This is a genomic window from Burkholderia aenigmatica (genome assembly GCF_048627025.1).
Lineage (GTDB): Bacteria > Pseudomonadota > Gammaproteobacteria > Burkholderiales > Burkholderiaceae > Burkholderia > Burkholderia aenigmatica.
The window spans coordinates 1,160,442-1,182,440 of sequence record NZ_CP184470.1; the positions used below are offsets into that span (position 1 = coordinate 1,160,442).

The 21,999-nt window shown below is 65.9% G+C and carries 18 protein-coding genes; 11 read left to right on the forward strand and 7 right to left on the reverse strand.

All coding sequences use genetic code 11. The annotated features are described in order from the left end of the window. Positions 1-66: 66 nt before the first annotated feature. Entirely contained in the window at positions 67-1,704 is a 1,638-nt protein-coding gene (locus ACN8ZM_RS37595) for a GMC family oxidoreductase (protein ID WP_420212999.1), read from the reverse strand. Positions 1,705-1,744: 40 nt separating this feature from the next. Further along, positions 1,745-3,175 carry an aldehyde dehydrogenase family protein gene (locus ACN8ZM_RS37600; protein ID WP_420213330.1) on the reverse strand — a complete coding sequence of 477 codons (1,431 nt, stop codon included), beginning with the start codon at positions 3,173-3,175 and terminating at the stop codon, positions 1,745-1,747. Positions 3,176-3,381: 206 nt separating this feature from the next. Here ACN8ZM_RS37600 and ACN8ZM_RS37605 point away from each other — a divergent pair, with 206 nt between their 5' ends. Continuing rightward, positions 3,382-4,314 carry a LysR family transcriptional regulator gene (locus tag ACN8ZM_RS37605; protein ID WP_420213000.1) on the forward strand — a complete coding sequence of 311 codons (933 nt, stop codon included), beginning with the start codon at positions 3,382-3,384 and terminating at the stop codon, positions 4,312-4,314. A 127-nt stretch (positions 4,315-4,441) separates the two neighbouring features. On the opposite strand, the gene ACN8ZM_RS37610 is transcribed toward ACN8ZM_RS37605, so the two are convergent. From ACN8ZM_RS37610 to ACN8ZM_RS37620, 3 genes are all read right to left on the reverse strand, one after another. Further along, positions 4,442-5,086, reverse strand: a complete 645-nt coding sequence (locus ACN8ZM_RS37610; protein ID WP_089454584.1) for a glutathione S-transferase family protein — start codon at positions 5,084-5,086, stop codon at positions 4,442-4,444. Between the two features lie 118 nt (positions 5,087-5,204). Further along, positions 5,205-6,377 carry a porin gene (locus tag ACN8ZM_RS37615; protein ID WP_089454583.1) on the reverse strand — a complete coding sequence of 391 codons (1,173 nt, stop codon included), beginning with the start codon at positions 6,375-6,377 and terminating at the stop codon, positions 5,205-5,207. 152 nt (positions 6,378-6,529) lie between these two features. Then, the gene (locus ACN8ZM_RS37620; protein WP_089454582.1) at positions 6,530-7,363 is read right to left on the reverse strand and encodes a helix-turn-helix transcriptional regulator; all 834 of its coding nucleotides are present in this window, start codon (positions 7,361-7,363) and stop codon (positions 6,530-6,532) included. A 286-nt stretch (positions 7,364-7,649) separates the two neighbouring features. Between ACN8ZM_RS37620 and ACN8ZM_RS37625 the strand changes: the two genes are divergently transcribed. From ACN8ZM_RS37625 to ACN8ZM_RS37665, 9 genes are all read left to right on the forward strand, one after another. Continuing rightward, positions 7,650-8,723 carry a polyamine ABC transporter substrate-binding protein gene (locus ACN8ZM_RS37625; protein WP_230624399.1) on the forward strand — a complete coding sequence of 358 codons (1,074 nt, stop codon included), beginning with the start codon at positions 7,650-7,652 and terminating at the stop codon, positions 8,721-8,723. Positions 8,724-8,733: 10 nt separating this feature from the next. Next, positions 8,734-9,876 carry an ABC transporter ATP-binding protein gene (locus ACN8ZM_RS37630; RefSeq protein ID WP_420213001.1) on the forward strand — a complete coding sequence of 381 codons (1,143 nt, stop codon included), beginning with the start codon at positions 8,734-8,736 and terminating at the stop codon, positions 9,874-9,876. 10 nt (positions 9,877-9,886) lie between these two features. Next, positions 9,887-10,870 carry an ABC transporter permease subunit gene (locus ACN8ZM_RS37635; protein ID WP_089454578.1) on the forward strand — a complete coding sequence of 328 codons (984 nt, stop codon included), beginning with the start codon at positions 9,887-9,889 and terminating at the stop codon, positions 10,868-10,870. Then, positions 10,867-11,808: an ABC transporter permease subunit gene (locus tag ACN8ZM_RS37640; RefSeq protein WP_089454577.1), complete on the forward strand. Its 942-nt coding sequence runs from the start codon at positions 10,867-10,869 to the stop codon at positions 11,806-11,808. Before ACN8ZM_RS37635 ends, ACN8ZM_RS37640 begins: the two co-directional genes overlap by 4 nt. A gap of 31 nt (positions 11,809-11,839) precedes the next feature. Beyond that, the gene (locus tag ACN8ZM_RS37645; protein WP_420213002.1) at positions 11,840-13,411 is read left to right on the forward strand and encodes a DUF3138 family protein; all 1,572 of its coding nucleotides are present in this window, start codon (positions 11,840-11,842) and stop codon (positions 13,409-13,411) included. 26 nt (positions 13,412-13,437) lie between these two features. Next, the gene (locus ACN8ZM_RS37650) at positions 13,438-14,730 is read left to right on the forward strand and encodes an NAD(P)/FAD-dependent oxidoreductase (protein ID WP_420213003.1); all 1,293 of its coding nucleotides are present in this window, start codon (positions 13,438-13,440) and stop codon (positions 14,728-14,730) included. 71 nt (positions 14,731-14,801) lie between these two features. Further along, positions 14,802-15,182 carry a cupin domain-containing protein gene (locus tag ACN8ZM_RS37655; RefSeq protein ID WP_089454574.1) on the forward strand — a complete coding sequence of 127 codons (381 nt, stop codon included), beginning with the start codon at positions 14,802-14,804 and terminating at the stop codon, positions 15,180-15,182. Between the two features lie 47 nt (positions 15,183-15,229). After that, a complete protein-coding gene (locus ACN8ZM_RS37660; protein WP_420213004.1) occupies positions 15,230-16,645 on the forward strand; it encodes an amidase family protein in 1,416 nt (471 codons plus the stop codon). 25 nt (positions 16,646-16,670) lie between these two features. Beyond that, complete coding sequence (locus tag ACN8ZM_RS37665) at positions 16,671-18,161, forward strand: aldehyde dehydrogenase (RefSeq protein WP_420213005.1); 1,491 nt, start codon at positions 16,671-16,673, stop codon at positions 18,159-18,161. Positions 18,162-18,224: 63 nt separating this feature from the next. Here the strand turns inward: ACN8ZM_RS37665 and ACN8ZM_RS37670 are convergent, their stop codons facing one another. Both ACN8ZM_RS37670 and ACN8ZM_RS37675 read right to left on the reverse strand, forming a co-directional pair. Then, positions 18,225-20,078 (reverse strand): ABC transporter ATP-binding protein, encoded by a 1,854-nt coding sequence (locus tag ACN8ZM_RS37670; protein ID WP_420213006.1) that lies wholly within the window; start codon positions 20,076-20,078, stop codon positions 18,225-18,227. A 98-nt stretch (positions 20,079-20,176) separates the two neighbouring features. Beyond that, on the reverse strand, positions 20,177-21,196 hold the full coding sequence (locus ACN8ZM_RS37675) for an alpha/beta hydrolase family protein (protein ID WP_301769410.1): 1,020 nt from the start codon (positions 21,194-21,196) through the stop codon (positions 20,177-20,179). A gap of 148 nt (positions 21,197-21,344) precedes the next feature. Between ACN8ZM_RS37675 and ACN8ZM_RS37680 the strand changes: the two genes are divergently transcribed. After that, a complete protein-coding gene (locus ACN8ZM_RS37680; RefSeq protein WP_043183994.1) occupies positions 21,345-21,941 on the forward strand; it encodes a TetR/AcrR family transcriptional regulator in 597 nt (198 codons plus the stop codon). Positions 21,942-21,999 lie beyond the last annotated feature (58 nt).

The following is a 21,999-nucleotide window of genomic DNA, read 5'->3' on the forward strand; positions in this document are numbered from 1 at the left end:
GCTCAGGCTCCACGACATTCCGATTCATCTTTCAGCGACGTCTCTCAAGGACGCAAGGTGTCGCGCTCAGGCCGTATCGATCGAGAACGCATTGCGCTGCGCCGAACCGGCTTGCCCGGATTGCCGGAGAATCGACGCGGCAATCTTCTCTGCCAGCATGGTGACCGGTGAATTGAGGTTGGCGGACGGGATGGTCGGAAAAATTGAAGCATCGACTACCCGGACGCGTTCGACGCCAAACACCCGGCCCTCCGAATCCGTCACCGTCCCCATGCGCAACGTGCAGGACGGGTGGTAATTGGATTCCGCCGTGGCTTTCGCCCACGCCAGAATGTCCGCGTCGCTGCGCGCCTGCGCAATGTCGTCTGCCTCCCCCTGAACGTGCCTGGCCATGGCGGACTGGCTCATGATCTCGCGTACGGACTTGATCGCCTTGATCGCCAGTTTTTGGTCGTATTCGGTCGTCAGATAATTGAAGCTGAACGCGGGGGCTGCCAGTGGGTCGGCGGAGCGCAACCATACTCGCCCGGTGCTCGTGGGCCGTTGCAGACTCAATGAGCAGTGGTAGCCGGGATTGATGCGTATGGCGTCGTGCCCGAAGTACGGTCGAAAAGCCACGCACTCCATCTGGACATCCGGTCGCCCCGAGCCGTCGGTGGAAATCATCGCGCCGGCTTCAAAGAGATTGGAGGCGCCAATGCCTCGACGTGTCAGGAGCCATTGCGCGCCGATCAGCGGGCGGCGCGGCACGGACAACTCGCGGGCCATCGAATCGCGCTCGTTTCTGACATGCCAGTCGACGACGAGCGCCGTGTGATCGGATAAGCGACGCCCCACCTCCGGATGGTGGACAACCGGCGCAATGCCATGGCTGCGGAGCGCGTCCGCCTCTCCGATGCCCGACAGCATCAGCAGGTGCGGGGACATCAAGGCACCCGCACAAAGAATCGCCTCGCGCCCTACGGCGATACGATGATTCCTGCCCTGGCGGGTGGCCTGGACGGCTACACAGGTCGTGCCTGAAAACAGCAGCCGCGTCACCCGTGTATGCAACATGACATCGAGGTTGCGCATGGGCTTTTGCCGCAAATAGGCATACGAAGCGTTGATGCGCCGGCCGTCGCAGATGTTGCGCTGGATTCGATGCATGCCTGCTTGCTTCTCCCCGTTTTGATCCGGATTCAACGCATGCCCGGCTTGCTGCCCGGCCTCGAGGAATGCCTCGAACAGCCGGTTTCTGCAGGGTGCCCGCTCGACCTTGATCGGGCCGCTGCCCCCTCTCCAGCGATTCTCGCCATCTTCGAATGTTTCCATTTTTTTGAAGTAGGGAAGGACGTCCTGGTAATCCCACCCTGCCACGCCGAAATCGGACCAGGCATCGTAGTCCTCGGCGTTGCCGCGCATCCAGTTCATGCCGTTGACCGATGACGAACCGCCCAGCACGCGGCCTCGCGGCTCGTAAATGGGCCCCGGGCCATCATCCGAAAAAAGCTTCCAGTTCGTCTTGTCGCTGAGCAACGGCAGACCCATCGCGCCTGGCATGACGATGCCGATATTGATATCGGATCCGCCCGCCTCGATCAGAAGGATGCTTAACGATGTGTCTTCTGCCAGTCGGCCGGCGATCGTGCTTCCAGCGGATCCGGACCCGATGACGACATAGTCGTAGCCATCGGCTGCTGGCTCCGAAACGATATTCAGCATGGCGCCTCCCGTGTATCGGAACTCACGTTTCATTCAAGGATCAACGCGCGCTTGCGGGCAGTTGCAAGCTCTTCAGCTCGATGAATTCATGCATGCCGAAATCGCCACACTCGCGGCCGTTGCCTGATTGCTTGTAGCCGCCCAATGGCGCTTCATAGCTGAATTCGCCGCCGTTGATCGAGCAGGCGCCCGCCCGGATCTTCCTGGCGATGTCGATTGCGTCCGCGACGGTTCCGGACCAGACCGCCGACGATAGTCCGTAAGGCGTGTCATTGGCCATGAAGATGGCATCCTCGATCCGGTCGTACGAAATCATGCAGATGACCGGTCCGAATATTTCTTCCTGTGCGATCGTCATCCTGTTGTGCACGTCACGAAAGATCGTCGGTCTGACAAAGGCCCCCTTGTCGATGCCTTCGGGAAGATCGGGGCCGCCGGTCACCAATCTGGCACCTTCCTCCAGCCCCTTGTTGATGTACGCGATGACGGTCTCTCGTTGGGATCGGGAGCTCATCGGGCCCATGTCGGTCGTTTCATCCGCCGGGTTGCCGATCCTGATGCGCTCGGCGATACGCTTGGCGATGGTGACCGCCTCTTCGTACCGGGATGTCGGAATCAGCATGCGAGACAGGCAGACGCAGGTCTGGCCGGAGTTGATCATCACGTCTTCGACACCGAACCTGATTGCGGCCTCGAGATCCGCGCTTTCCGTGATGATGAAAGGACTCTTGCCGCCGAGTTCCAGGCAGACCCGCTTGATCGACCGGGCGGCAAGTTCCTGGATACGGGCGCCATTGACCGTCGATCCGGTGAACGACACCATGTCCGCGGCCGGGTGGGTGACCAGCAGGTCGCCGAGCACGCTCCCCCTGCCGGTCAACAGGTTGAAGACGCCTTTGGGAAGGCCGATCGAGTCGACAATCTCCGCCAGTATCAGGCCTTGCAGCGGCGTGACCGACGATTCCTTGATCACGACCGTACATCCTGCGGCCAGCGCGGAGCCGACTTTGGTCAGCAACTGGAACAGCGGATAGTTCCACGGCGTGATGAGCACGCATACACCGACGGGCTCCCGGATGACCACGACGTTGTCGACCTCCGTCGTCTCGTCGAGCATCGCGCTGCGCGCAGCAAAATTCCGGAAGGCACCGAGACAGGACGTCTGTATCTGTCGTGTCACTTCGATCGGGCAACCCATCGATGCCGAGATGGCGTTCTCCAGATCCTCGCGACGGCTTTCCAGCGCATCGTGGATTTTCACGATCCAGTCATGACGCTCGCTGGATGGGGTTTTCGACCATGTGCCGAATGCTTGTCTGGCAGCACGGAATGCTTTATCCACATCTTCGGCGGTTGCATTGCATATCTCGGCGATGACTTCGTCGGTAGCCGGATTGATGACCGGACTGAAATCGCTGCCATGCGGGGCAATCCAGTCCCCATTGATGAACAATTTATCGAAGCGCCGAATCATCGGGAGTCTCCTTCGCTACTGGCTGGAATAGAAAATATTCGTTGTCGCCGTGCGTCTCGATTGCGCCGATATTGCGAGTTTATTCATCGCCAGGCGCAAAATTTTTCTGACCTTGAAATGGTATTCTCTTTCCCCCGGCAGCAGGCACTTCGCGCGTTCGAAAGGTGCCTTGCGCTTTGCGCAAAATATGATTCGAGTGATCCATGGACACCATCGCCGCAGTTCGACTGTTCTTCGACGTTGCCGATCAGGGGAGCTTTTCCGCCGTTGCGCGCACCCGTCAGGTCGCCATTTCCTCGATCACGCGCCTCATCAACCAGCTGGAGCAAAACCTGGGCGCGACGCTGTTCGTCCGTTCGACGCGTCAGCTATCGCTGACCGAAGCCGGGTACCGGCTGCTGCAATCGCGCGTCCAGCTGACACAGCTGGACGAGACGCTGAAGGCGATCAGAGGTGTGACGGAAGATATGTCGGGGCGGATGCGTATCACGGCTCCCGAGAATTTCGGACGCCGCTATCTGATCGACATCATTCCGGCGTTGCTTGATGAATTCCCCAGGCTCGAGATAGAGCTTGATCTCAGTGATGAATACCGTGATCTGGTGACCCAGGGTTTCGATATGGGAATTCGAGTCGGGGAGGATCAATCCTTGTCGCTGATTCAGCACCGGCTCACGCCGAATACGCATGTGCTCTGCGCAAGCCCGACGTATTTGTCACGACACGGCGTTCCGGAAGAAATCGATGATTTGAAAAAACACCGCTGCATACGGCATGAAATACTGGGGCTCGACAAGCATTGGGTATTCGAAGACAAAGCAGGCGTGACTCACTTCCTGCCTCAAGGATCATTCTCGTCCAATATGTCGGATGCGGTTATTTCTGCGGCGATTTCAAATCAGGGCATTATTCTGATGCCGTATTGGCTGGTGGGTGCCGAGTTGTCCGCTGGAAAACTCGTTCCGATCATGGAGGCCAGTTCCGCCAAGCCCTTGCCAAAATACGGCGATTGGCTCTTTATCGCCTATCCGCCACATAATCGCCATTCGATCAAGGTTCAGACCGTCAGGCAGAGATTGATCGCGTCGTTGCATGACGTCGGGCATCCGGTCGACGCTGCGCCAGAAAGCCGTTAGCGGCCGCATCGCTCGCCCGGGTAATCGCATCACGACAACCGGCATCGTGCTCACAGCGCCATGGGGTGAGCACGATGCCGATGGCCAGATTTCCCGCGTCGAGACACCACCTCTTGACGCCTCACAGTCAATCGAGCCGCCCGCGCAACTCGTCGAACGGAATCATTACGTGCGTGCGATACGCGGGCCGCGCTTTCAGCCGTTCGTACCACGCTTGCACGTGCGGGATGTCCGGCCGCGCGATGTCGAGCTCGAAATAGCGGTACAGGTGCGTGCCTGTCGCGATGTCGGCGAGCGTGAGCGCGTCGCCCGCGAGAAAGGGCTGCCCGGCCAACACGGCATCGAGCGTCCGGAAGTGCTGCGCGCACTGCGCGATGCTTTGCTCGACGCGCGCCGTGTCGCGCTGCTCGGGCGGCGTCCGGAAGAAGCCGCGGAACACGCCGTTCAGGAACGTCGGCTGCAGCGTGGTTTGCGACCAGTCCATCCAGCGGTCGGCGCGCGACTGTTCGGCGGGATCGTCGCGCCAGAAGCCGGGGCGGCCGTAACGCGCGGCGAGGTAGCGCAGGATGCTGTGCGATTCCCAGACGACCGTGCCGCCGTCGTCGATCACGGGCACGCGCCCGTGCGGGTTCATCGCGAGAAAAGCGGGCGTGTCGAGCACGCCGAACTGCCCGCCGGCCGGCACGTGCCGATGCGCGAGCGCGAGCTCGTCGACGAGCCACATCACCTTCTGGACGTTGAATGCATTGCGGCGCCCCCATACGGTCAGCATGCCGGCCTCCTTGTGTCGTGCGGAACGGGATCGTGGACAGTGTAAACGCCGCAGGCGCGCACCGCGGTGCGCGCCTGCCGGCTGTCGTCGTGGTCGAGGTCGCCGTGCGGCGACGCGATCAGAACTTGTGGCGAATCCCGACGATCGCGAGTTCCTGCGTATCGGTGCCGGAGTTCACGCCATACGAGCCGACCGACGCGGCGGCCTTCACGACCGCGCCGTTCGCGTTGAGCGTGTTGCCGCTCGCCTTCTGGTAGCCGAACAGCGCATACAGGTCGGTGCGCTTCGACAGCGCGTAGTCCGCACCGAGGTTGACCTGGTTGTAGTGCGCGGACGCCGGGCCCGTCAGCGACGTGTAGTTGTAGCCGACGCCCGCGCGCAGCGCGGGCGAGAACTGCCAGTTGAAGAACGCCGAGCCGTTGTTGAACTTCGCGTTCTGGCTGAAGGCCGACAGCGTGTCCGCGCCGTACTGCGTATTCGAATACGCGAGGCCGAAGGTGGCCGGCCCGGCCACGTACTGGCCGGCCACGCGCACGATCTGGATCGACTTCGCGCTCGAGAAGCCCTGGTTGATCACGGTGTTGAACAGCGTGTCCGAGCTGCTCGACCAGTTGCGCACGCCGTTTGCGACGGTGGAGCCGCCGTTCGCGTAGAAGAAGCCGGCACCGAGCGACAGCGGCCCGTTCGCGTAGCTTGCACCGAAGCTGTACGTGCGACCGCTGCCAGTGGCGCCCGCGACACCGCCGAAGCCGTACAGGCCCTCGAACTGGAAGCCCGAGATCAGCGGGCTCGTGTATTTCACCGAGTTGCTGACGCGCAGGCTGTTGTCGTAGTTGTCGAGATCGCCCGGCGTCGCGAACACGCCGCCGAAATAGTTGTCCTGCGTGAGACCCTGCACGAGATCGACGACCGGATCGTACTGGCGGCCGAGCGTCACGGTGCCGTACGTGCTGCTCGAGAGGCCGACGACGGCCTTGCGGCCGAATTCGCGCTGGCCCTGGCCGAGTGCGCCGGTGCCGATGTTGAAGCCGTTCTCGAGCTGGAACAGCGCGGCCAGGCCGCCGCCGAGATCCTCGGTGCCGCGCAGCCCCCAGCGGCTGCCCGACAGGTTGCCGCTGCTGAACTTGACGAGGCTCGACGCGTTGCTGCCGTTCGCGTTCTGCGCGTTGTGCACGTATGCGATGCCGGCATCGACGATGCCGTACAGCGTGACGCTGCTTTGTGCGTGAGCGCCGGCGGCATAGAGCGCGGCCGGCAGCGTGAGCAGTGCGAGTGAACGGATCTGTTTCATTGTTGGATTCCCCCGTTGGTCGAATGGTCTGACGAGTCGGTGAACGATACGGACAGCGCATCGTCAAGGGAACCAATAAATTGTCGGATCGTTATGAGGCGGCGCGGGGATGGATGCGTGCGCAACCGGCCGGCGGCCGGTGCGCGGGAAACTCATGCGTCGTGCCGTCGCGACGCGTTTCTCAGGACGAGCGTCATCAACTGCCGGCGTGAATCGACGCCAAGCTTCGCGAATGCGCGCTTCGCGTACGTGTCGACGGTGGACGTCTTGAGCCCCATCGACTGCGCGATCGCAGCCGAGGTCATGCCCTGGATGAACGACGCGCACACGTGCATCTCGCGCGCGGTCAGCCGTTCCTGCCATTCCGGCAGCCATTGCGCGACGTGGTCGAGATCGAGTTCGTCGCACTCGCCGCCGTCGGCCGACACCGCGCCGAGCAGCCGCTTGTGCGCGGACGCCAGCGGCAGCACCACCTGCGACAGTTGCTTCAGCAGGCTCAACTCCTTCAATGAAAACGGCGGCAGCCGCCGCGAGCGCGCGATCGAGATCGAATAGCGCGTGCCGAGCGTGACGCCGGCGATCACGCATTCGTCGTGGATGTCGCCGCTGTCGAAGAACTGATGGCGGATCTCGCTCGCGACGCGCTGCGCGGACACCTGTACGAGCTGCATGTCGCTTTCGCTGTCGATGGCCGCGTAGGTCGCATCGTCGCTCGCATAGCTCCGGTAGTAGTGGCGCATCACCTGCGTGATGAGTTCCGGCTCGCGGCCGAAGCTGCCGATCCAGCCGACGCTGCGCCGGCCCGACGACGCGACCCGTTCGTAGTCGAGGTGCACCGCGTCGAAGTCGGCGTAGCGCACGAGCGTGTCGTAGACGGCGCGCATGAACTGCGGCGTGCCGACGGCCTGCGCGATATCGCCCAGCGTTTCCGTCACGAATGCGACGTGACTCAGCGGCAGATCGGGGGAGGGGAGCGCAGCGTCCATGGCCTCGGGTATCAGGAAATTTCAGGTGGCGCTACTCGTATCACGACGATTTTCGATTGCCTAGATGGGAATCCACTCAAACGGCCCCGGCACGCGACATCGCTTGTCCCGGTTTTCGGGACTGACGGTGCGAATCGCGATCTCTACATTGACCCCTGTGCCGAAACCGTCTGACGGCGTTGCCGCGAGTCCGCCCGAGCGTGATGCAACAGCCGATTACAACTCTCTGGAGATCCCCATGCGTGTCCGATTTCGCTGTCGTCCGGCCGTCCGTGCCATGTTCGTCATGTCGGCGGGCCTTGCCGCCGCGGCAAGCCTGCCGGTGCGTGCCGGCGATGCCAACCTGAACGTCTACAACTGGTCCGAATACATCGCGAAGGACACGGTGCCGGTGTTCGAGAAACAGGCGGGCATCAAGGTCCGCTACGACAGCTACGACAGTGACGACACGCTGCAGACCAAGCTGCTGGCCGGCAGCTCGGGCTACGACATCGTCGTGCCGACGTCGAACTATCTCGCGCAGCAGATCCAGGCCGGCGTGTACCAGAAGCTCGACAAGTCGAAGCTGCCGAATCTTGCGAACCTCGATCCGGTGCTGATGAAGATGGTCGCGAAGGCCGACCCGGGCAACCAGTACGGCGTACCGTGGGCGTGGGGCACGACGGGCATCGGCTACAACGTCGAGGCCGTCAGGAAGCGGCTCGGCGACAACGCGCCGACCGACAGCTGGGCGCTGCTGTTCGACCCGGCGAACGCGGCGAAGCTGAAAGGCTGCGGCATCTCGCTGCTCGACGCGCCGGACGCCGCGTTCGCGGCGGCGCTGCAGTACATGGGCAAGGATCCGGAGAGCAAGAACCCGGCCGATTACCAGGCGGCCTACGACGTGCTGAAGAAGATCCGCCCGTACGTCACGCAGTTCAGCTCGGCCGGCTATGCGGACGACCTGGCGAACAACGACGTGTGCGTCGTGCTCGGCTGGTCGGGCGACGTCGGCATTGCGCGGCGGCGCACGCTGGACGCGAAGCGCGCGTACGAAATCCGCTATGTGAATCCGAAGGAAGGCGGCCTGCTGTGGTTCGACGTGATGGCGATCCCGAAGGATGCGCCGCATCCGGAAGCCGCGCTGAAATGGATCAACTACATCGAGGATCCGAAGACCAACGCGGCGATCACGAACGAAATCTTCTACCCGAGCGCCAACAAGGCCGCACGCCCGTTCGTGACGCCGGCGATCGTGCAGGACCCGGGCATCTACCTGTCCGATGCGACGATCGCGAAGACGTCGCTTGCGATGCCGCGCAGCGCCGAGATCGCGCGGATGCAGAACCGTCTGTGGCTGCAGTTGAAGTCGGGCGGTTGAGGAGGCGGCCATGAACCACACCCTGCCCGATGCGCCGGCCGCGGCCGGCGCCACCCGCGCGACGAACGACGCGTTCGTGCGCATCGAAAACGTCGTGAAGAAATTCGGCGACAGCACGGCTGTCGACAACGTGAACCTGACCGTTGCAAAGAACGAGCTGTTCGCGCTGCTCGGCAGCTCGGGCTGCGGCAAGTCGACGTTGCTGCGCATGCTCGCCGGGCTCGAGACGGCCTCCTCCGGCAAGATCTTCGTCGATGGCGAGGATCTTGCATCGCTGCCGCCGTACCGCCGCCCGGTGAACATGATGTTCCAGTCGTACGCGCTGTTCCCGCACATGACGGTCGAATCGAACGTCGCGTTCGGCCTGAAGCAGGAAGGCACGCCGAAGCACGAGATCAAGGAACGCGTGGCCGATGCGCTCGCGCTGGTGCAGATGAGCAAGTACGCGCAGCGCAAGCCGCATCAACTTTCAGGCGGCCAGCAGCAGCGTGTCGCGTTGGCCCGCTCGCTGGTCAAGCGCCCGAAGCTCTTGCTGCTCGACGAGCCGATGTCCGCGCTCGACAAGAAGATCCGCCAGAAAACCCAGCTCGAACTCGTGAACATCATCGAGAAGGTCGACGTGACCTGCGTGATGGTCACGCACGACCAGGAAGAGGCGATGACGATGGCCAGCCGCCTCGCGGTGATGAGCGAAGGCAGGATCGTGCAGATCGGCTCGCCCGGCGAAGTCTACGAATACCCGAACAGCCGCTTCTCCGCCGAATTCATCGGCTCGACCAATCTGTTCGAGGGGCGCGTGGTCGAGGACGAGCCCGATCACATCTTCGTCGAAAGCGACGATCTCGAAGCACGCATGCATGTGAACCATGGCGTGACGGGCCCGCTCGGGATGCCGGTCGGCATCTCGGTGCGCCCGGAACGCGTACACGTGTCGCGCGAGAAACCGGGTTCGAAGCACAACTGGGCGCGCGGCGTCGTGACCGACATCGCGTACATGGGCAGCTACTCGCTGTATCACGTGCGCTTGCCGAGCGGCAAGACGGTCGTGTCGAACCTGTCGAGCTCGCACCTGATGAACGACAACGCACCGGCGTGGAACGACGACGTGTTCGTGTCGTGGTCGCCGGCGAGCGGCGTCGTGCTGACGCAATGAGGACGCCACGATGAGAACCTCCGCTTCCACGCCGTCCGCGCCGGTGTCGACCGGCGCCGCGAGCGCCGGCACCGGCCGCGCGCGCCCGGGCCGTTTCGCGATGCTGTCGCGCTTTCTGCCGTCGGGCCGCAGCGTCGCGATCGGCGTGCCGTTCCTGTGGCTCGCGATCTTCTTCGCGCTGCCGTTCGTGCTGGTGCTGAAGATCAGCTTCGCCGACCAGATGCTCGGCATCCCGCCGTACACCGCACTTGCGCGGCTGGAGGCGGGCACCGTGCAGGTCGCGCTGTCGCTGAAACATTACGCGCTGCTGCTGCAGGACGACCTGTACCTGAACACCTATGTCAGCTCGCTGAAGATGGCCGCGGCGTCGACGCTGATGTGCCTGCTGGCCGGCTACCCGATCGCGTACTTCATTGCGCGCTCGACGCCGGCCCGCCGCAACCTGCTGATGATGGCCGTGATGCTGCCGTTCTGGACGTCGTTCCTGATCCGCGTCTATGCGTGGGTCGGGATCATGAAGGACGACGGGCTGCTGAACCACGTGCTGGCGGCGCTCGGCGTGATCGCGACACCGCTGCGCCTGTATCACACCGACGCGGGCGTCTACATCGGGATGGTCTATTCGTACCTGCCGTTCATGGTGATGCCGCTGTACGCGCACCTCGTGAAGATGGACCTCACGCTGCTCGAGGCCGCGAACGATCTCGGCGCGACGCCGTGGTCCGCGTTCTGGCGCATCACGCTGCCGTTGTCGCGCAACGGCATCCTCGCGGGCAGCCTGCTCGTGTTCATCCCGGCGGTCGGCGAATACGTGATCCCCGAGCTGCTCGGCGGCGCGAACACGCTGATGCTCGGCCGCGTGATGTGGGATGAGTTCTTCAACAACATGGACTGGCCGATGGCGTCCGCGGTGACGGTGACGATGGTGCTGCTGCTGCTCGTGCCGATGGCATTGCTCCATTACAGCCAGACCGAAGCGGAGGCCAAGCCATGAACCGCGCAAATCGCATCCTGTCCGCGTGCGTGCTGGGCGCGGGCTTCCTGTTCCTGTACATCCCGATCATCAGCCTGGTCGTGTACTCGTTCAACGCATCGAAGCTGGTGACGGTGTGGTCGGGCTTCTCGCTGAAGTGGTACGGCGCGCTGCTGCACGACGACGAGCTGCTCACGGCCGCATGGCTGTCGCTGAAGATCGCGCTGCTGACGGCGACCGCGTCGGTCGCGATCGGTACCTGGGCCGGCTTCGTGCTGGCCCGCATGGGGCGCTTTCGCGGCTTCACGCTGTACGCCGCGATGATCAACGCGCCGCTGGTGATTCCGGAAGTGATCCAGGGCATCTCGCTGCTGCTGCTGTTCGTCGCGATGCAGCAGACCTTCGGCTGGCCGGCCGGGCGCGGCTGGCTGACGATCTGGATCGGCCACGTGATGCTGTGCCTGTCGTTCGTCGCGGTGATCGTGCAGTCGCGCGTGAAGGAGCTCGATCGTTCGATCGAGGAGGCCGCGCTCGATCTCGGCGCGCGGCCGTGGAAGGTGTTCTTCGTGATCACGCTGCCGCTGATCGCGCAGGCGCTGGTGTCCGGCTGGCTGCTCGCGTTCACGGTGTCGATCGACGACGTGATCCTGTCCGCGTTCCTGTCGGGCCCCGGCTCGACGACGCTGCCGCTCGTCGTGTTCTCGCGCGTGCGGATGGGGCTCAACCCGGAGATGAATGCGCTCGCCACGGTGTTCATCACCGTCGTGACGATCGGCGTCGTCGTCGTGAACCGCGCGATGCTGGCCCGCGAGCGGCGGCAGGCGCGCGACACGCGGATGTGGCACGCGGCATCCGCGTCCGAGGCATCCGGCACGCCCGCGTCGCCCTCCGCCATGCCGCCCGCGCGCCCGCCGGCCGCGCCGCCGCTGCACGACCGTATCCCGCATCCCACGAAGTGACGAACAAAGACGAACGACCAGGAGACATTCCATGAAAAAGAAGATGCTCTGCGCGCTGATCGCAGGAGCGTTGCCGGGGCTGGCCGCGGCGAACTCGAGCGCCGACCAGATCCGGACGCTGCAGCAGCAGATCACGGTGCTGCAGCGGCAGATGAGCGCGCTGCAATCGCAACTCGGCGCGAAGCCTTCGGCCGTACCGGCCGCGGCAAACGCGTCGAACGCGGCGACCGGCGCGGCGGCTGACCCGTCCGCACCCGGCTACGGGCAGGCAGCGGCCGTGCTGACCAACGACGACGTGTCTGAAATCCGGCAGCAGGTCGCGAACCAGCAGTTGAAGGTCGATTCGCTGACCGATGCCGCGCGCACGGGCCCGATCGCGGGGCTGTCGGTGACGGGTTATCTCGATCCGACCTACCTGTACAACCGGGGCGCCGGCACGTCGTCGTTCCAGTTCGCGAACCACGAGAACGCGTACACCTACTACAACAGCACGTTCGGCGACGTATTCCTCGACATCAAGAAGACCTTCGGGGTCGGCCCGACCGCGCCGTCCGCGGAAATCACGCTGATGCCGAACCGCGGCGCGGGCCTGTCGATGATGACGGGCAGCGGCTCGAGCGGCCTGAACATCATCAACACGGCCGTGCTGACCGTGCCGTTGTCGGCCACGACGGCGCTCACCGGCGGCCTCATGACGGGCTTCGGCGGCTACGAGTACCAGCAGTCGAACATGATGCTGACGCTCACGCACAACCTGCTGTACGACTTCTCCGATCCGGGTTCGTCGATCGGCGCGGGCCTCAACTACCAGAGCCCGGACGGCCACTGGGCGTGGAAGTTCTTCGTCGGCAACGAGCAGTTCCGCAGCGCGGGCGCGGTCACGCAGACCGGCGTGAACGCGCTCGGCGACCCGATCACGACCAGCAACAAGGTGCCGACCTTCACCGCGCGGGTCGATTACCTGCACGGCAGCGCGCTCGACGTCGGCGGCTCGATCAGCATCGGCCGCCAGACGCTGCCGAGCGCGGTCGATCCGGCGACCGGCAACGTGCGCTACGGCGTCGGCGGCAACGCACCGAGCGCGTACGGCGCGTTCTTCTTCGGCGAAGCCGATGCGACCTACACGCTTGCCGATGCGCAGTACAACGCCGAGTTCGACTACGGCCAGCAGCAGCACGGCGCGTTCAACGGCGGGCTCGCGCAGTGGTTCGGGCTGTCGCTGCTCGCGCACCGCAAGTTCAACGCGCCGGTGGTCGGCCGCATGGGCGCGACGCTGCGCTACGACCTGCTGGTGAACCGGAAGAACGGCGGCGGCGGCTCGTCGATCGGCCTGAACGGCAACGGGATGGATCCGTACAACGGCTTCGGCATCGATGCGGACTGTCTCGCGATGTCGAAGGCGAACGGCGGCGTCGGCTTCGAATGCAAGGGCGCGACCCGGCAGGCCGCCGCGTTCGACCTGCTGTTCTACCCGACCCAGCAAGTGACGGTGAAGGTCGAATACCGGCACGACTGGGCGAGCAACAAGGTGTTCCTGCGTCACGACGGGTCGTACCAGAAGTCGAACGACCTGCTCGCCACCCAACTCATCTACGCGTTCTGACGCGACGCCGTTCGCGAGTCTTGCACATGCTCAAGTTCGAAAACCAGCAACATGTTCAGTCCTACTACGCAGCGACGGCCAACAACCGTGCGCAGCATCCGTCGCTCGACGGGGCCATGACGGCCGACGTCTGCGTGATCGGCGGCGGGCTCACGGGCCTGTCCACGGCACTCGATCTCGCCGAGCGCGGCCATTCGGTCGTGCTCGTGGAGGCGTCGAAGATCGGCTGGGGCGCGAGCGGACGCAACGGCGGCCAGCTGATCGCCGGGTACGCGTGCGACATCGACACGTTCTCGGCTTACCTGCCGGAAGACGACGTGCGGCGCGTATGGGCGATGGGGCTGGAATCGGTCGAGATCGTCCGGCAGCGGGTCGCGCGGTACGGCATCGATTGCGACCTGACCTCCGGCTTCCTGACTGCCGCGAACAAGCCACGCCATCTCGATGCGCTGCGCGCGTGGCGCGATACCGCCGCGAGTCGCTTCGGCTATCGCGGCTACGAGGTCGTCGAGCGCGCCGACATGCAGCGTTTCGTCGCGTCGGACCGTTACGTCGGCGGCCTCCGCTACGATGGCAGCGGCCACCTGCATCCGCTGAACTACACGCTCGGCCTCGCGCGGGCGGCGCGCGAAGCCGGCGTGACGATCCACGAGGACACGCCCGCGCTCGCGCTCGATCGTGCCGCGCCGCATCACCGCGTCAGGTGCGCGCGCGGTCACGTGGATGCCCGTCATGTCGTGCTGGCCTGCAACGCGTACCTGGGGCAGCTGGCACCGGCGCTCGCGCGCAAGATCATTCCGGTCGCGACGTACCTGATCGCGACGGAGCCGCTCGGCGACGCGCGCGCGGCCGAGACGATGCCGGCCAATGCGGCGATCTGCGATACCAATTCGGCGCTCGACTATTTCCGGCTGACACGCGACCGACGGCTGCTGTGGGGCGGCAAGGCCAGCAGCTCGACGAACGCGCCGCGCGACCTGGCGGCCGCGATGCGGCGCGACATGCTGAAGACGTTCCCGCAGCTGGCCGACGTGCGGATCGACTACGCGTGGGGCGGCCTGATCGACGCGACGATGAATCGCGCGCCGCATTTCGGCCGGCTCGAGCCGACCGTGTATTTCGCGCAGGGCTTTTCCGGGCACGGCGTCAACGTGACGGGCCTCGCGGGGCGGTTGATCGCGGAAGCGATCGACGCGCAGGCCGCGCGCTTCGACCTGTTCGGCCGGATCCGCCATCGCGACTTTCCGGGCGGGCGCGCGCTGCGCACGCCGATGCTGGCGCTCGCGATGACCTGGCACCGGATGATGGACCTGCTCTGACCCGCGCGGGGCGGCTCGTCCGTCCGCGCGGCACCGAAACGTTTCGAATCTCTCATGCCCTGGAGGCACTCATGACCAACATCACGAATCTCGTCGACCTGATGCGGGCACCGGCGAAGCTCACGCAGAGCCGCGTGCCGAGCGGGCTGCTGCTCGACGGCAATCCGCTGCAGACGCTGTCGCATCACTACATCAGCCCGTGCGGGCAGTTCAGCTGCGGGATCTGGGAATGCACGCCCGGCCGCTGGACGATCGAGTACGACGAGTCGGAGTATTGCGAGATGCTGAGCGGCGTCGCGATCGTGCGCGACGCGGACGGCCGCGAGCGCGTGCTGCGCGCCGGTGACCGCTTCGTGATTCCGCCGGGTTTTCGCGGCACGTGGGAAGTCGTCGAAAAGTGCCGCAAGATCTATGCGTCGCACGCACCGCAGGCCGGGCAGCCGGGCGCGTAACGCGCGGCCGGTTCAGCACAACCATCGAGATCAACGAGGAGCAACCCATGACCCAGGAATTGTGGCGTCTCAGCGCGGCCGAGATGGCCGAGCGCGTCGCGCGTCGCGACGTGTCTGCCACCGAACTCACGCGCAGCTGCCTGCAGCGGCTTGAAGCGGTGAACCCCGTCATCAACGCGATCGTCGACGTGATGGCCGACAGCGCGTTGCAGGCCGCGTCCGATGCCGACGCCGCGATCGCGCGCGGCGCGCCGGTCGGCCCGCTGCACGGCGTGCCGGTGACCGTGAAGATCAACGTCGACACGGCCGGATGCGCGACGACCAACGGCGTGCGCGCGTTTTCGGACCTGATCGCGCACGAGGACAGCCCGGTGACCGCGAACCTGCGCAAGGCCGGCGCGATCGTGATCGGGCGCAGCAATGCCCCGGCGTTTTCATATCGCTGGTTCACCGACAACGACCTGCACGGCCGCACGTCGAATCCGTGGGATGCGTCGTTGACGCCGGGCGGCTCCAGCGGCGGTGCCGCCGCGGCCGTGGCCGCCGGCATCGGCGCGATCGCGCACGGCAACGACCTGGGCGGTTCGATCCGCTACCCGGCCTATGCGTGCGGCGTCGCCGGGCTGCGTCCCAGCACCGGGCGCGTGCCGGCGTACAACGCCACGCAGTCGAAGGACCGCACGCTCGCGGTGCAGCTCGCCTCCGTCCAGGGGCCGCTCGCGCGCACGGTCGGCGACCTGCGGCTCGCGCTCGATGCGATGGCGGCAGGCGACGCGCGCGACGCATGGTGGATGCCGGTCGCGCCGACTGCGCATGAAGCCGCGTTCCCCGCGCGCGTGGCCGTGTGCCCGGCGCTGCCGGGAGTGCCGTCCGATCCGATGGTGGTCGACGCGATCCGGCAGGCCGCGCGCTGGCTTGAAGAAGCCGGCTGCATCGTCGAGGAAGCGGTGCCGCCGCGGATCGCCGAAGCGTGCGAACTGTGGCTGGACCTGGTGACCAACGAGGCGCGCGGCGGCCTCGGCGACGTGATCATGCAGCACGGCGACGCGGCGATCCGTACCGCGTTCGCGAGCCAGCGCCATCTCGCGAAGCCGCTGGACCTCGAGGGTTACATGAACGGCCTCGCGCGGCGCACGGCGTTGCTGCGCGACTGGCAGCAATTCTTCACGCGCTATCCGCTGCTGCTGATGCCGGTGTCGTGCGCGCAGCCGTTCGCGATCGACGCCGATCAGCACGGCGACGACGCGATGCGCGCGATCGTCGAGCAGCAGGGGCCGCTGCTCGCGACCGCACTGCTCGGGCTGCCGGGGCTGTCGGTGCCGACCGGTATCCGTGACGGCGTGCCGACCGGCGTGCAGCTCGTCGCCGGACGCTTCCAGGAAGCGCTGTGTCTCGCCGCAGGCGAAGCGATCGAGGCGCGTGCGGGCATCTTTACGCCGATCGATCCGGTGACCGGGTCGTGATGCGCGACTTTTCACGAGGAAACGCATGAATCAACCGACATTCGAAGACTGGCAGGCCCGCGCGGCCGTGTTGCGGATCGACGGGCGCGCATTCATCGACGGCGAGGCGCGCCACGCGCAAACCGGCGCGACCTTCGCCAGCGTGAGCCCGATCGACGGTTGCGTGCTCGCGCACGTGGCCGATTGCGGCGCCGACGACGTCGACCTCGCGGTCGCGGCCGCGCGCCGCGCGTTCGACGCGCGGAGTTGGGCCGGCATGAACCCGCGCGCCCGCAAGGCGGTGCTGCAGCGCTGGGCCGTGCTGATGCGCGAGCATCTCGACGAGCTCGCGCTGCTCGAGACGCTCGACACCGGCAAGCCGATCGCCGATACCACGGCGATCGACGTGCCGGCCGCCGCACATTGCGTCGACTGGTATGCGGAAGCGATCGACAAGGTCGGCGGCGAAGTCGCGCCGGTGGACCATCATCTGGTCGGGCTCGTCACGCGCGAGCCGATCGGCGTCGTCGCGGCCGTCGTCCCGTGGAATTTCCCGCTGCTGATGGCCGCATGGAAATTCGCGCCGGCGCTCGCGGCCGGCAACAGCGTCGTGCTCAAGCCGTCCGAGAAATCGCCGCTCACCGCGATTCGCGTCGCGCAGCTCGCGTGCGATGCGGGCGTGCCGCCCGGCGTGTTCAGCGTCGTGCCGGGCGGTGCGGAGCCGGGCAGGGCGCTCGCGCTGCATCCTGACGTCGACTGCATCGCGTTTACGGGATCGACCCGCACGGGGCAGCAGATCATGGCGTGCGCCGCGCAGTCGAACCTGAAGCGCGTGTGGCTCGAGCTCGGCGGCAAGTCGCCGAACATCGTGCTGCGCGATTGCCCCGATCTCGACCGCGCCGCGCAGGCCGCCGCGGACGCGATCTTCTTCAACATGGGCGAAGTGTGCACGGCCGGGTCGCGCCTGCTCGTGCATCGCGACATCAAGGACGTATTCGTCGCGAAGCTGGTCGATGCGTCGCGGCGCTTCGCGCCCGGGCATCCGCTCGATCCGTCGGTGACGATGGGGGCGATCGTCGATCGCACGCAGCTCGATCGCGTGATGGGGTATATCGGCGCAGGGCGCGACGAGGGCAAACTCGTCACGGGCGGTGCGCGCGTGCGCGAGGAGACGGGCGGGTTCTATGTCGAGCCGACGGTGTTCGAGGTGAAGCCCGACGCGAAGATCGCGTGTGAAGAGATCTTCGGGCCGGTGCTGTCGGTGATCGTGTTCGACGATGTCGACGAGGCCGTGCGGATCGCCAACGACACCGAGTATGGACTGGCCGCGGCCGTATGGTCGGCCGATCTCTCGACCGCGCATGCCGTTGCGCGGCGGCTGCGCGCGGGCACCGTGTGGGTCAACTGCTACGGCGACGGCAGCGACGACATGAACTTCCCGTTCGGCGGCTACAAGCTGTCGGGCAACGGCCGCGACAAGTCGCTGCATGCGCTCGACAAGTACACCGAGCTGAAGTCGACGGTCGTGCGGTTGTAGCGTGGAAGGCAACGCGCGGCCTCGATAACGAGGCCGCGCGTCTCACGCATCCGGATGAGCGCCTTACTGCTCCGCTTGCTCCTCATCCGCCGTTTCGCCGAGGAACCCGCCGCTCTGGTGCGTCCACAGCGCTGCATAGATGCCGCCGGCCTGCAGCAGCTGCTGGTGCGTACCTTCCTCGACGATGCGCCCTTCGTCGAGCACGATCAGCCGGTCCATCGCCGCGATGGTCGACAGCCGGTGCGCGATCGCGATCACCGTCTTGCCGCTCATCAGACCGTCGAGGCTGCGCTGGATCGCGACTTCGACCTCGGAGTCGAGCGCGCTGGTCGCTTCGTCGAGCACGAGGATCGGCGCATCCTTGAGCATCACGCGCGCGATCGCGACGCGCTGCCGCTGGCCGCCCGACAGCTTCACGCCGCGCTCGCCGACCTCGACGTCGTAGCCGCTGCGGCCGTGGCGGTCGCGCAGCCGGTCGATGAACTCGGACGCTTCCGCGCGCACGGCCGCGTCGTGCATCTCGCGCTCGGTCGCGTCGGGGCGCCCGTACAGCAGGTTCTCGCGCATCGTCCGGTGCAGCAGCGACGTATCCTGCGTGACCATCCCGATCGCGCTGCGCAGGCTGTCCTGCGTCACGTGCGCGATGTCCTGCCCGTCGATCCGGATCGTGCCGCCGCCCACGTCGTAGAAGCGCAGCAGCAGGTTCACGAGCGTCGACTTGCCGGCCCCCGAGCGGCCGATCAGGCCGATCCGCTCGCCGGGCCGGATCGTCAGGTTCAGGCCTTCGAACACCGCGCGGTCGTTGTCCTCGTGCGCGAACTGCACGTTGTCGAACACGATCCCGCCGCGCTGTACCGCGAGCGGCTTCGCGTCGGGCGCGTCGACCACGCTGCGCACCTTCGTCAGCGTGTTGATGCCGTCCTGGATCGTGCCGACGTTCTCGAACAGCTCGGTCATCTCCCACATGATCCAGTGCGAATAGCTCGACAGGCGCAGCGCCATCGCGATCACCGCCGCGACCACGCCCGCGCTCACCTCGCCGTGCATCCACAGAACCAGCGCGAGGCCGGTCGAGCCGACCAGCAGCAGCGTCGACAGCAGGTGGTTGACGACCTCGAACGCGCTGACGAGGCGCATCTGCGCGTCGCCGGTCGCCTTGAACGCTTCCATCGCGCGGCGCGCGTGGTCGGCTTCCCGCCGCGTGTGCGAGAACAGCTTCACGGTCGTGATGTTCGAATACGCGTCGGTGATGCGGCCCGTCATCAGTGCGCGCGCATCGGCTTGCCGGCTGCCGACGGCACCGAGGCGCGGCACGAAAAACGCGCACGCCAGGCCGTAGCCGAGCGCCCACAGCGCAAGCGGGATCATCAGCCGCCAGTCGAAGCTGGCCGCGAGCGCGAGGATGCCGATCAGGTACGCGGCGACACCGATCACGACGTCGACCGACATGAACAGCGCGTCGCGCACCGCGAGCGCGGTCTGCATGATCTTGGTCGTCACGCGGCCCGCAAATTCGTTCGCGTAGAACGACAGGCTCTGGTCGAGCATCAACCGGTGAAACAGCCAGCGCAGCCGCATCGGGAAGTTGATCGCGAGCACCTGGTGCTTGACCATCGTATGCAGCGCGATCAGCAGCGTACTGCCGGCGAGAATCGCCGCGAAACCGGCGAGCGTGCCGTAGTGCCGGCCGCCGAAATTGGCTGGCGTCGCGGACGCGAGCCAGTCGACCACGCGGCCCATCATCGCGAACAGCGCGGCTTCGTATGCGGCCAGCGCGGCCGACGTCAGCGCGATCAGCAGGACCCAGCTGCGCGCGCCTTTCGTGCACGCCCAGACGAACGAGAAGAACCCCCGCGGCGGCGTGGCGGGATCTTCGAGCGGGAAAGTCGGCAGGCGCCGTTCAAACCACGAAAACATTGAAACCTCTCCTTGATGCGGCCACGCCGACCGGCGCGGCCCGTAATGCCCGTTTCATGTGCGGCACCTTGCGTGGAGGCGCCGTGTTGCACACGTGTTCACTGCGCGCGGATCCACGTTTCGATCGGGCCGAGCGTGCCCGGTGCATAGGCATGGCGCCCGAGCGCCGTGTACAGCCACTGCTTCCACGTCGGCCAGTCGGACTCGAGCTGGTAGTCGAACCAGCTGCCACGCAGCAGCGCATGCGTCGCACCGGGCACGACCACCACGCGCCGGTCGGGCCGGTTCGCGAACGCATGCGTATAAGCGTTCGCCTCGTCGACCGGATCGACATTGCGGTCCAGCGCGCCCCACACGGCCAGCACGGGCCCCTGCATCGTCGCGAGCGCCTGTGATGCGTCTTCCAGGTAGTTGCGCGCGATGAAGCCGAAGCGGCGCGGCTCGATGTCGGGGCGGCGGCGCGGATCGGCCGGCACGCCCGCCTGGCCGAAGATCGCGTCGTTGTCGCGTCGCTCGGCGGCCAGTGTCGCATCGATTCGATCCGGCTGCAGGCCGGTTGCCTGGAGCTGCTGTCGCGTCAGGTAAGTGCCTTGCCGGCGCCAGCTGACGGCGCCGCCGACGATCACCGAAAACGCGGGCCGCACCGCATTCGCGACGCGCGGAATGACCCAGCCGCCTTGCGAGAAGCCGAGCAGGCCGATCTTGGGCGCGGGACCGACGGCGGCGCGCACGCGCGCCATCGCGGCGATCGTTTCGTTCGCGCGGTCCTGCATCGATTGCGTGAGCCAGTCGCCGCTGCTGCGGCCGGTGCCTTGCTTGTCCCAGGCGAACACGCCGATGCCGGCGTCGAGCAGGCTGTTGACGAGCGGCAGCATCGCGTCGTCCGAGAAGCGCGTGCGCGGCCCGTCGCCGTGGACGAGCAGCACGATCGGCGCATCGGGTGCGTGGGCCGGCAGCGCGAGCGTGCCGACGAGGGCGGCGTCGCCGGCGCGGAATGCGAGCGTCGAAACCTCCGCGTCCTTCAACTCGAAGTCGGACAGGCCGCGCAACGCGATTGCGCCGACCGCTGCGAGCAGGAGCAGGACGAGCGCGATGCCGGCAATGACGGTTCGTTTCAAGAGGCCCTCGGAGCGGTGGTGTGAGCGGAGGTCGCAGGCGGCACGTACGCGGGCACGATGCCTTGACGCCTGCATGACGTCGCCACGATAATAGATCGACTAATCAGTCTAATAAAGATTTGAGCCAACGTCGAGCACGGAGTTCCTGTTGAGAAAGATCGACCCTGAAAGAGTGGAAGCGAAGCGGCGCCAGATCCTGGACGCCGCGATCGACTGTTTTGCGCGCGACGGCTTCCACGCGACGTCCACGGCCGCGATCTGCAAGGCGGCCGGCATGAGCCCCGGCAACCTGTTCCACTATTTCCCGACGAAGGCGGCAATCATCGAGGCGGTCGCGCAGGAGGACCAGCGCGAGATGGCCGAACTGTTCGCGCGGCATGCAGATGTCGACGATGCGCTGACCGCGATCGAGGAGATCGCGCTGACGTTGATGGAACTGTCGAGCGATCCCGTCTATGCGCGCATCAGCGTGGAGACCGCGGCGGAGGCGACGCGCAATCCGGACGTCGCCGCGCTGTTCGCGGCGAACGAGGCGCAGGTGAAAGGGCGGATGGTCGCGCTGATCAAGCGCGGCGTCGCGCAGGGGAAGATCGATGGCAGCCTGAAACCCGAGCTCGTCGCGACCTGGCTGCTCGCGCTCGCGGAGGGCGCGGTCGGGCGCGTCGTGTTCGAGCCGGGGTTCAAGCCGCGCGCACACCGGGCGATGCTGCGGACGATCATTCAGCGGATGTTGAAGCCGCAGTAAGTGTGGCGGCGCCGGTTCGACGCACGCCGGGTTCGGGCGCTATCCGAACCGGACGCGC

Coding starts and splice junctions, on each gene's coding strand:
- ACN8ZM_RS37595 (WP_420212999.1), bottom strand. CDS start 1,704: ATGCTGAATATCGTTTCGGAGCCAGCAGCCGATGGCTACGACTATGTC.
- ACN8ZM_RS37605 (WP_420213000.1), top strand. CDS start 3,382: ATGGACACCATCGCCGCAGTTCGACTGTTCTTCGACGTTGCCGATCAG.
- ACN8ZM_RS37610 (WP_089454584.1), bottom strand. CDS start 5,086: ATGCTGACCGTATGGGGGCGCCGCAATGCATTCAACGTCCAGAAGGTG.
- ACN8ZM_RS37615 (WP_089454583.1), bottom strand. CDS start 6,377: ATGAAACAGATCCGTTCACTCGCACTGCTCACGCTGCCGGCCGCGCTC.
- ACN8ZM_RS37620 (WP_089454582.1), bottom strand. CDS start 7,363: ATGGACGCTGCGCTCCCCTCCCCCGATCTGCCGCTGAGTCACGTCGCA.
- ACN8ZM_RS37625 (WP_230624399.1), top strand. CDS start 7,650: ATGTCGGCGGGCCTTGCCGCCGCGGCAAGCCTGCCGGTGCGTGCCGGC.
- ACN8ZM_RS37630 (WP_420213001.1), top strand. CDS start 8,734: ATGAACCACACCCTGCCCGATGCGCCGGCCGCGGCCGGCGCCACCCGC.
- ACN8ZM_RS37635 (WP_089454578.1), top strand. CDS start 9,887: ATGAGAACCTCCGCTTCCACGCCGTCCGCGCCGGTGTCGACCGGCGCC.
- ACN8ZM_RS37640 (WP_089454577.1), top strand. CDS start 10,867: ATGAACCGCGCAAATCGCATCCTGTCCGCGTGCGTGCTGGGCGCGGGC.
- ACN8ZM_RS37645 (WP_420213002.1), top strand. CDS start 11,840: ATGAAAAAGAAGATGCTCTGCGCGCTGATCGCAGGAGCGTTGCCGGGG.
- ACN8ZM_RS37650 (WP_420213003.1), top strand. CDS start 13,438: ATGCTCAAGTTCGAAAACCAGCAACATGTTCAGTCCTACTACGCAGCG.
- ACN8ZM_RS37655 (WP_089454574.1), top strand. CDS start 14,802: ATGACCAACATCACGAATCTCGTCGACCTGATGCGGGCACCGGCGAAG.
- ACN8ZM_RS37660 (WP_420213004.1), top strand. CDS start 15,230: ATGACCCAGGAATTGTGGCGTCTCAGCGCGGCCGAGATGGCCGAGCGC.
- ACN8ZM_RS37665 (WP_420213005.1), top strand. CDS start 16,671: ATGAATCAACCGACATTCGAAGACTGGCAGGCCCGCGCGGCCGTGTTG.
- ACN8ZM_RS37670 (WP_420213006.1), bottom strand. CDS start 20,078: ATGTTTTCGTGGTTTGAACGGCGCCTGCCGACTTTCCCGCTCGAAGAT.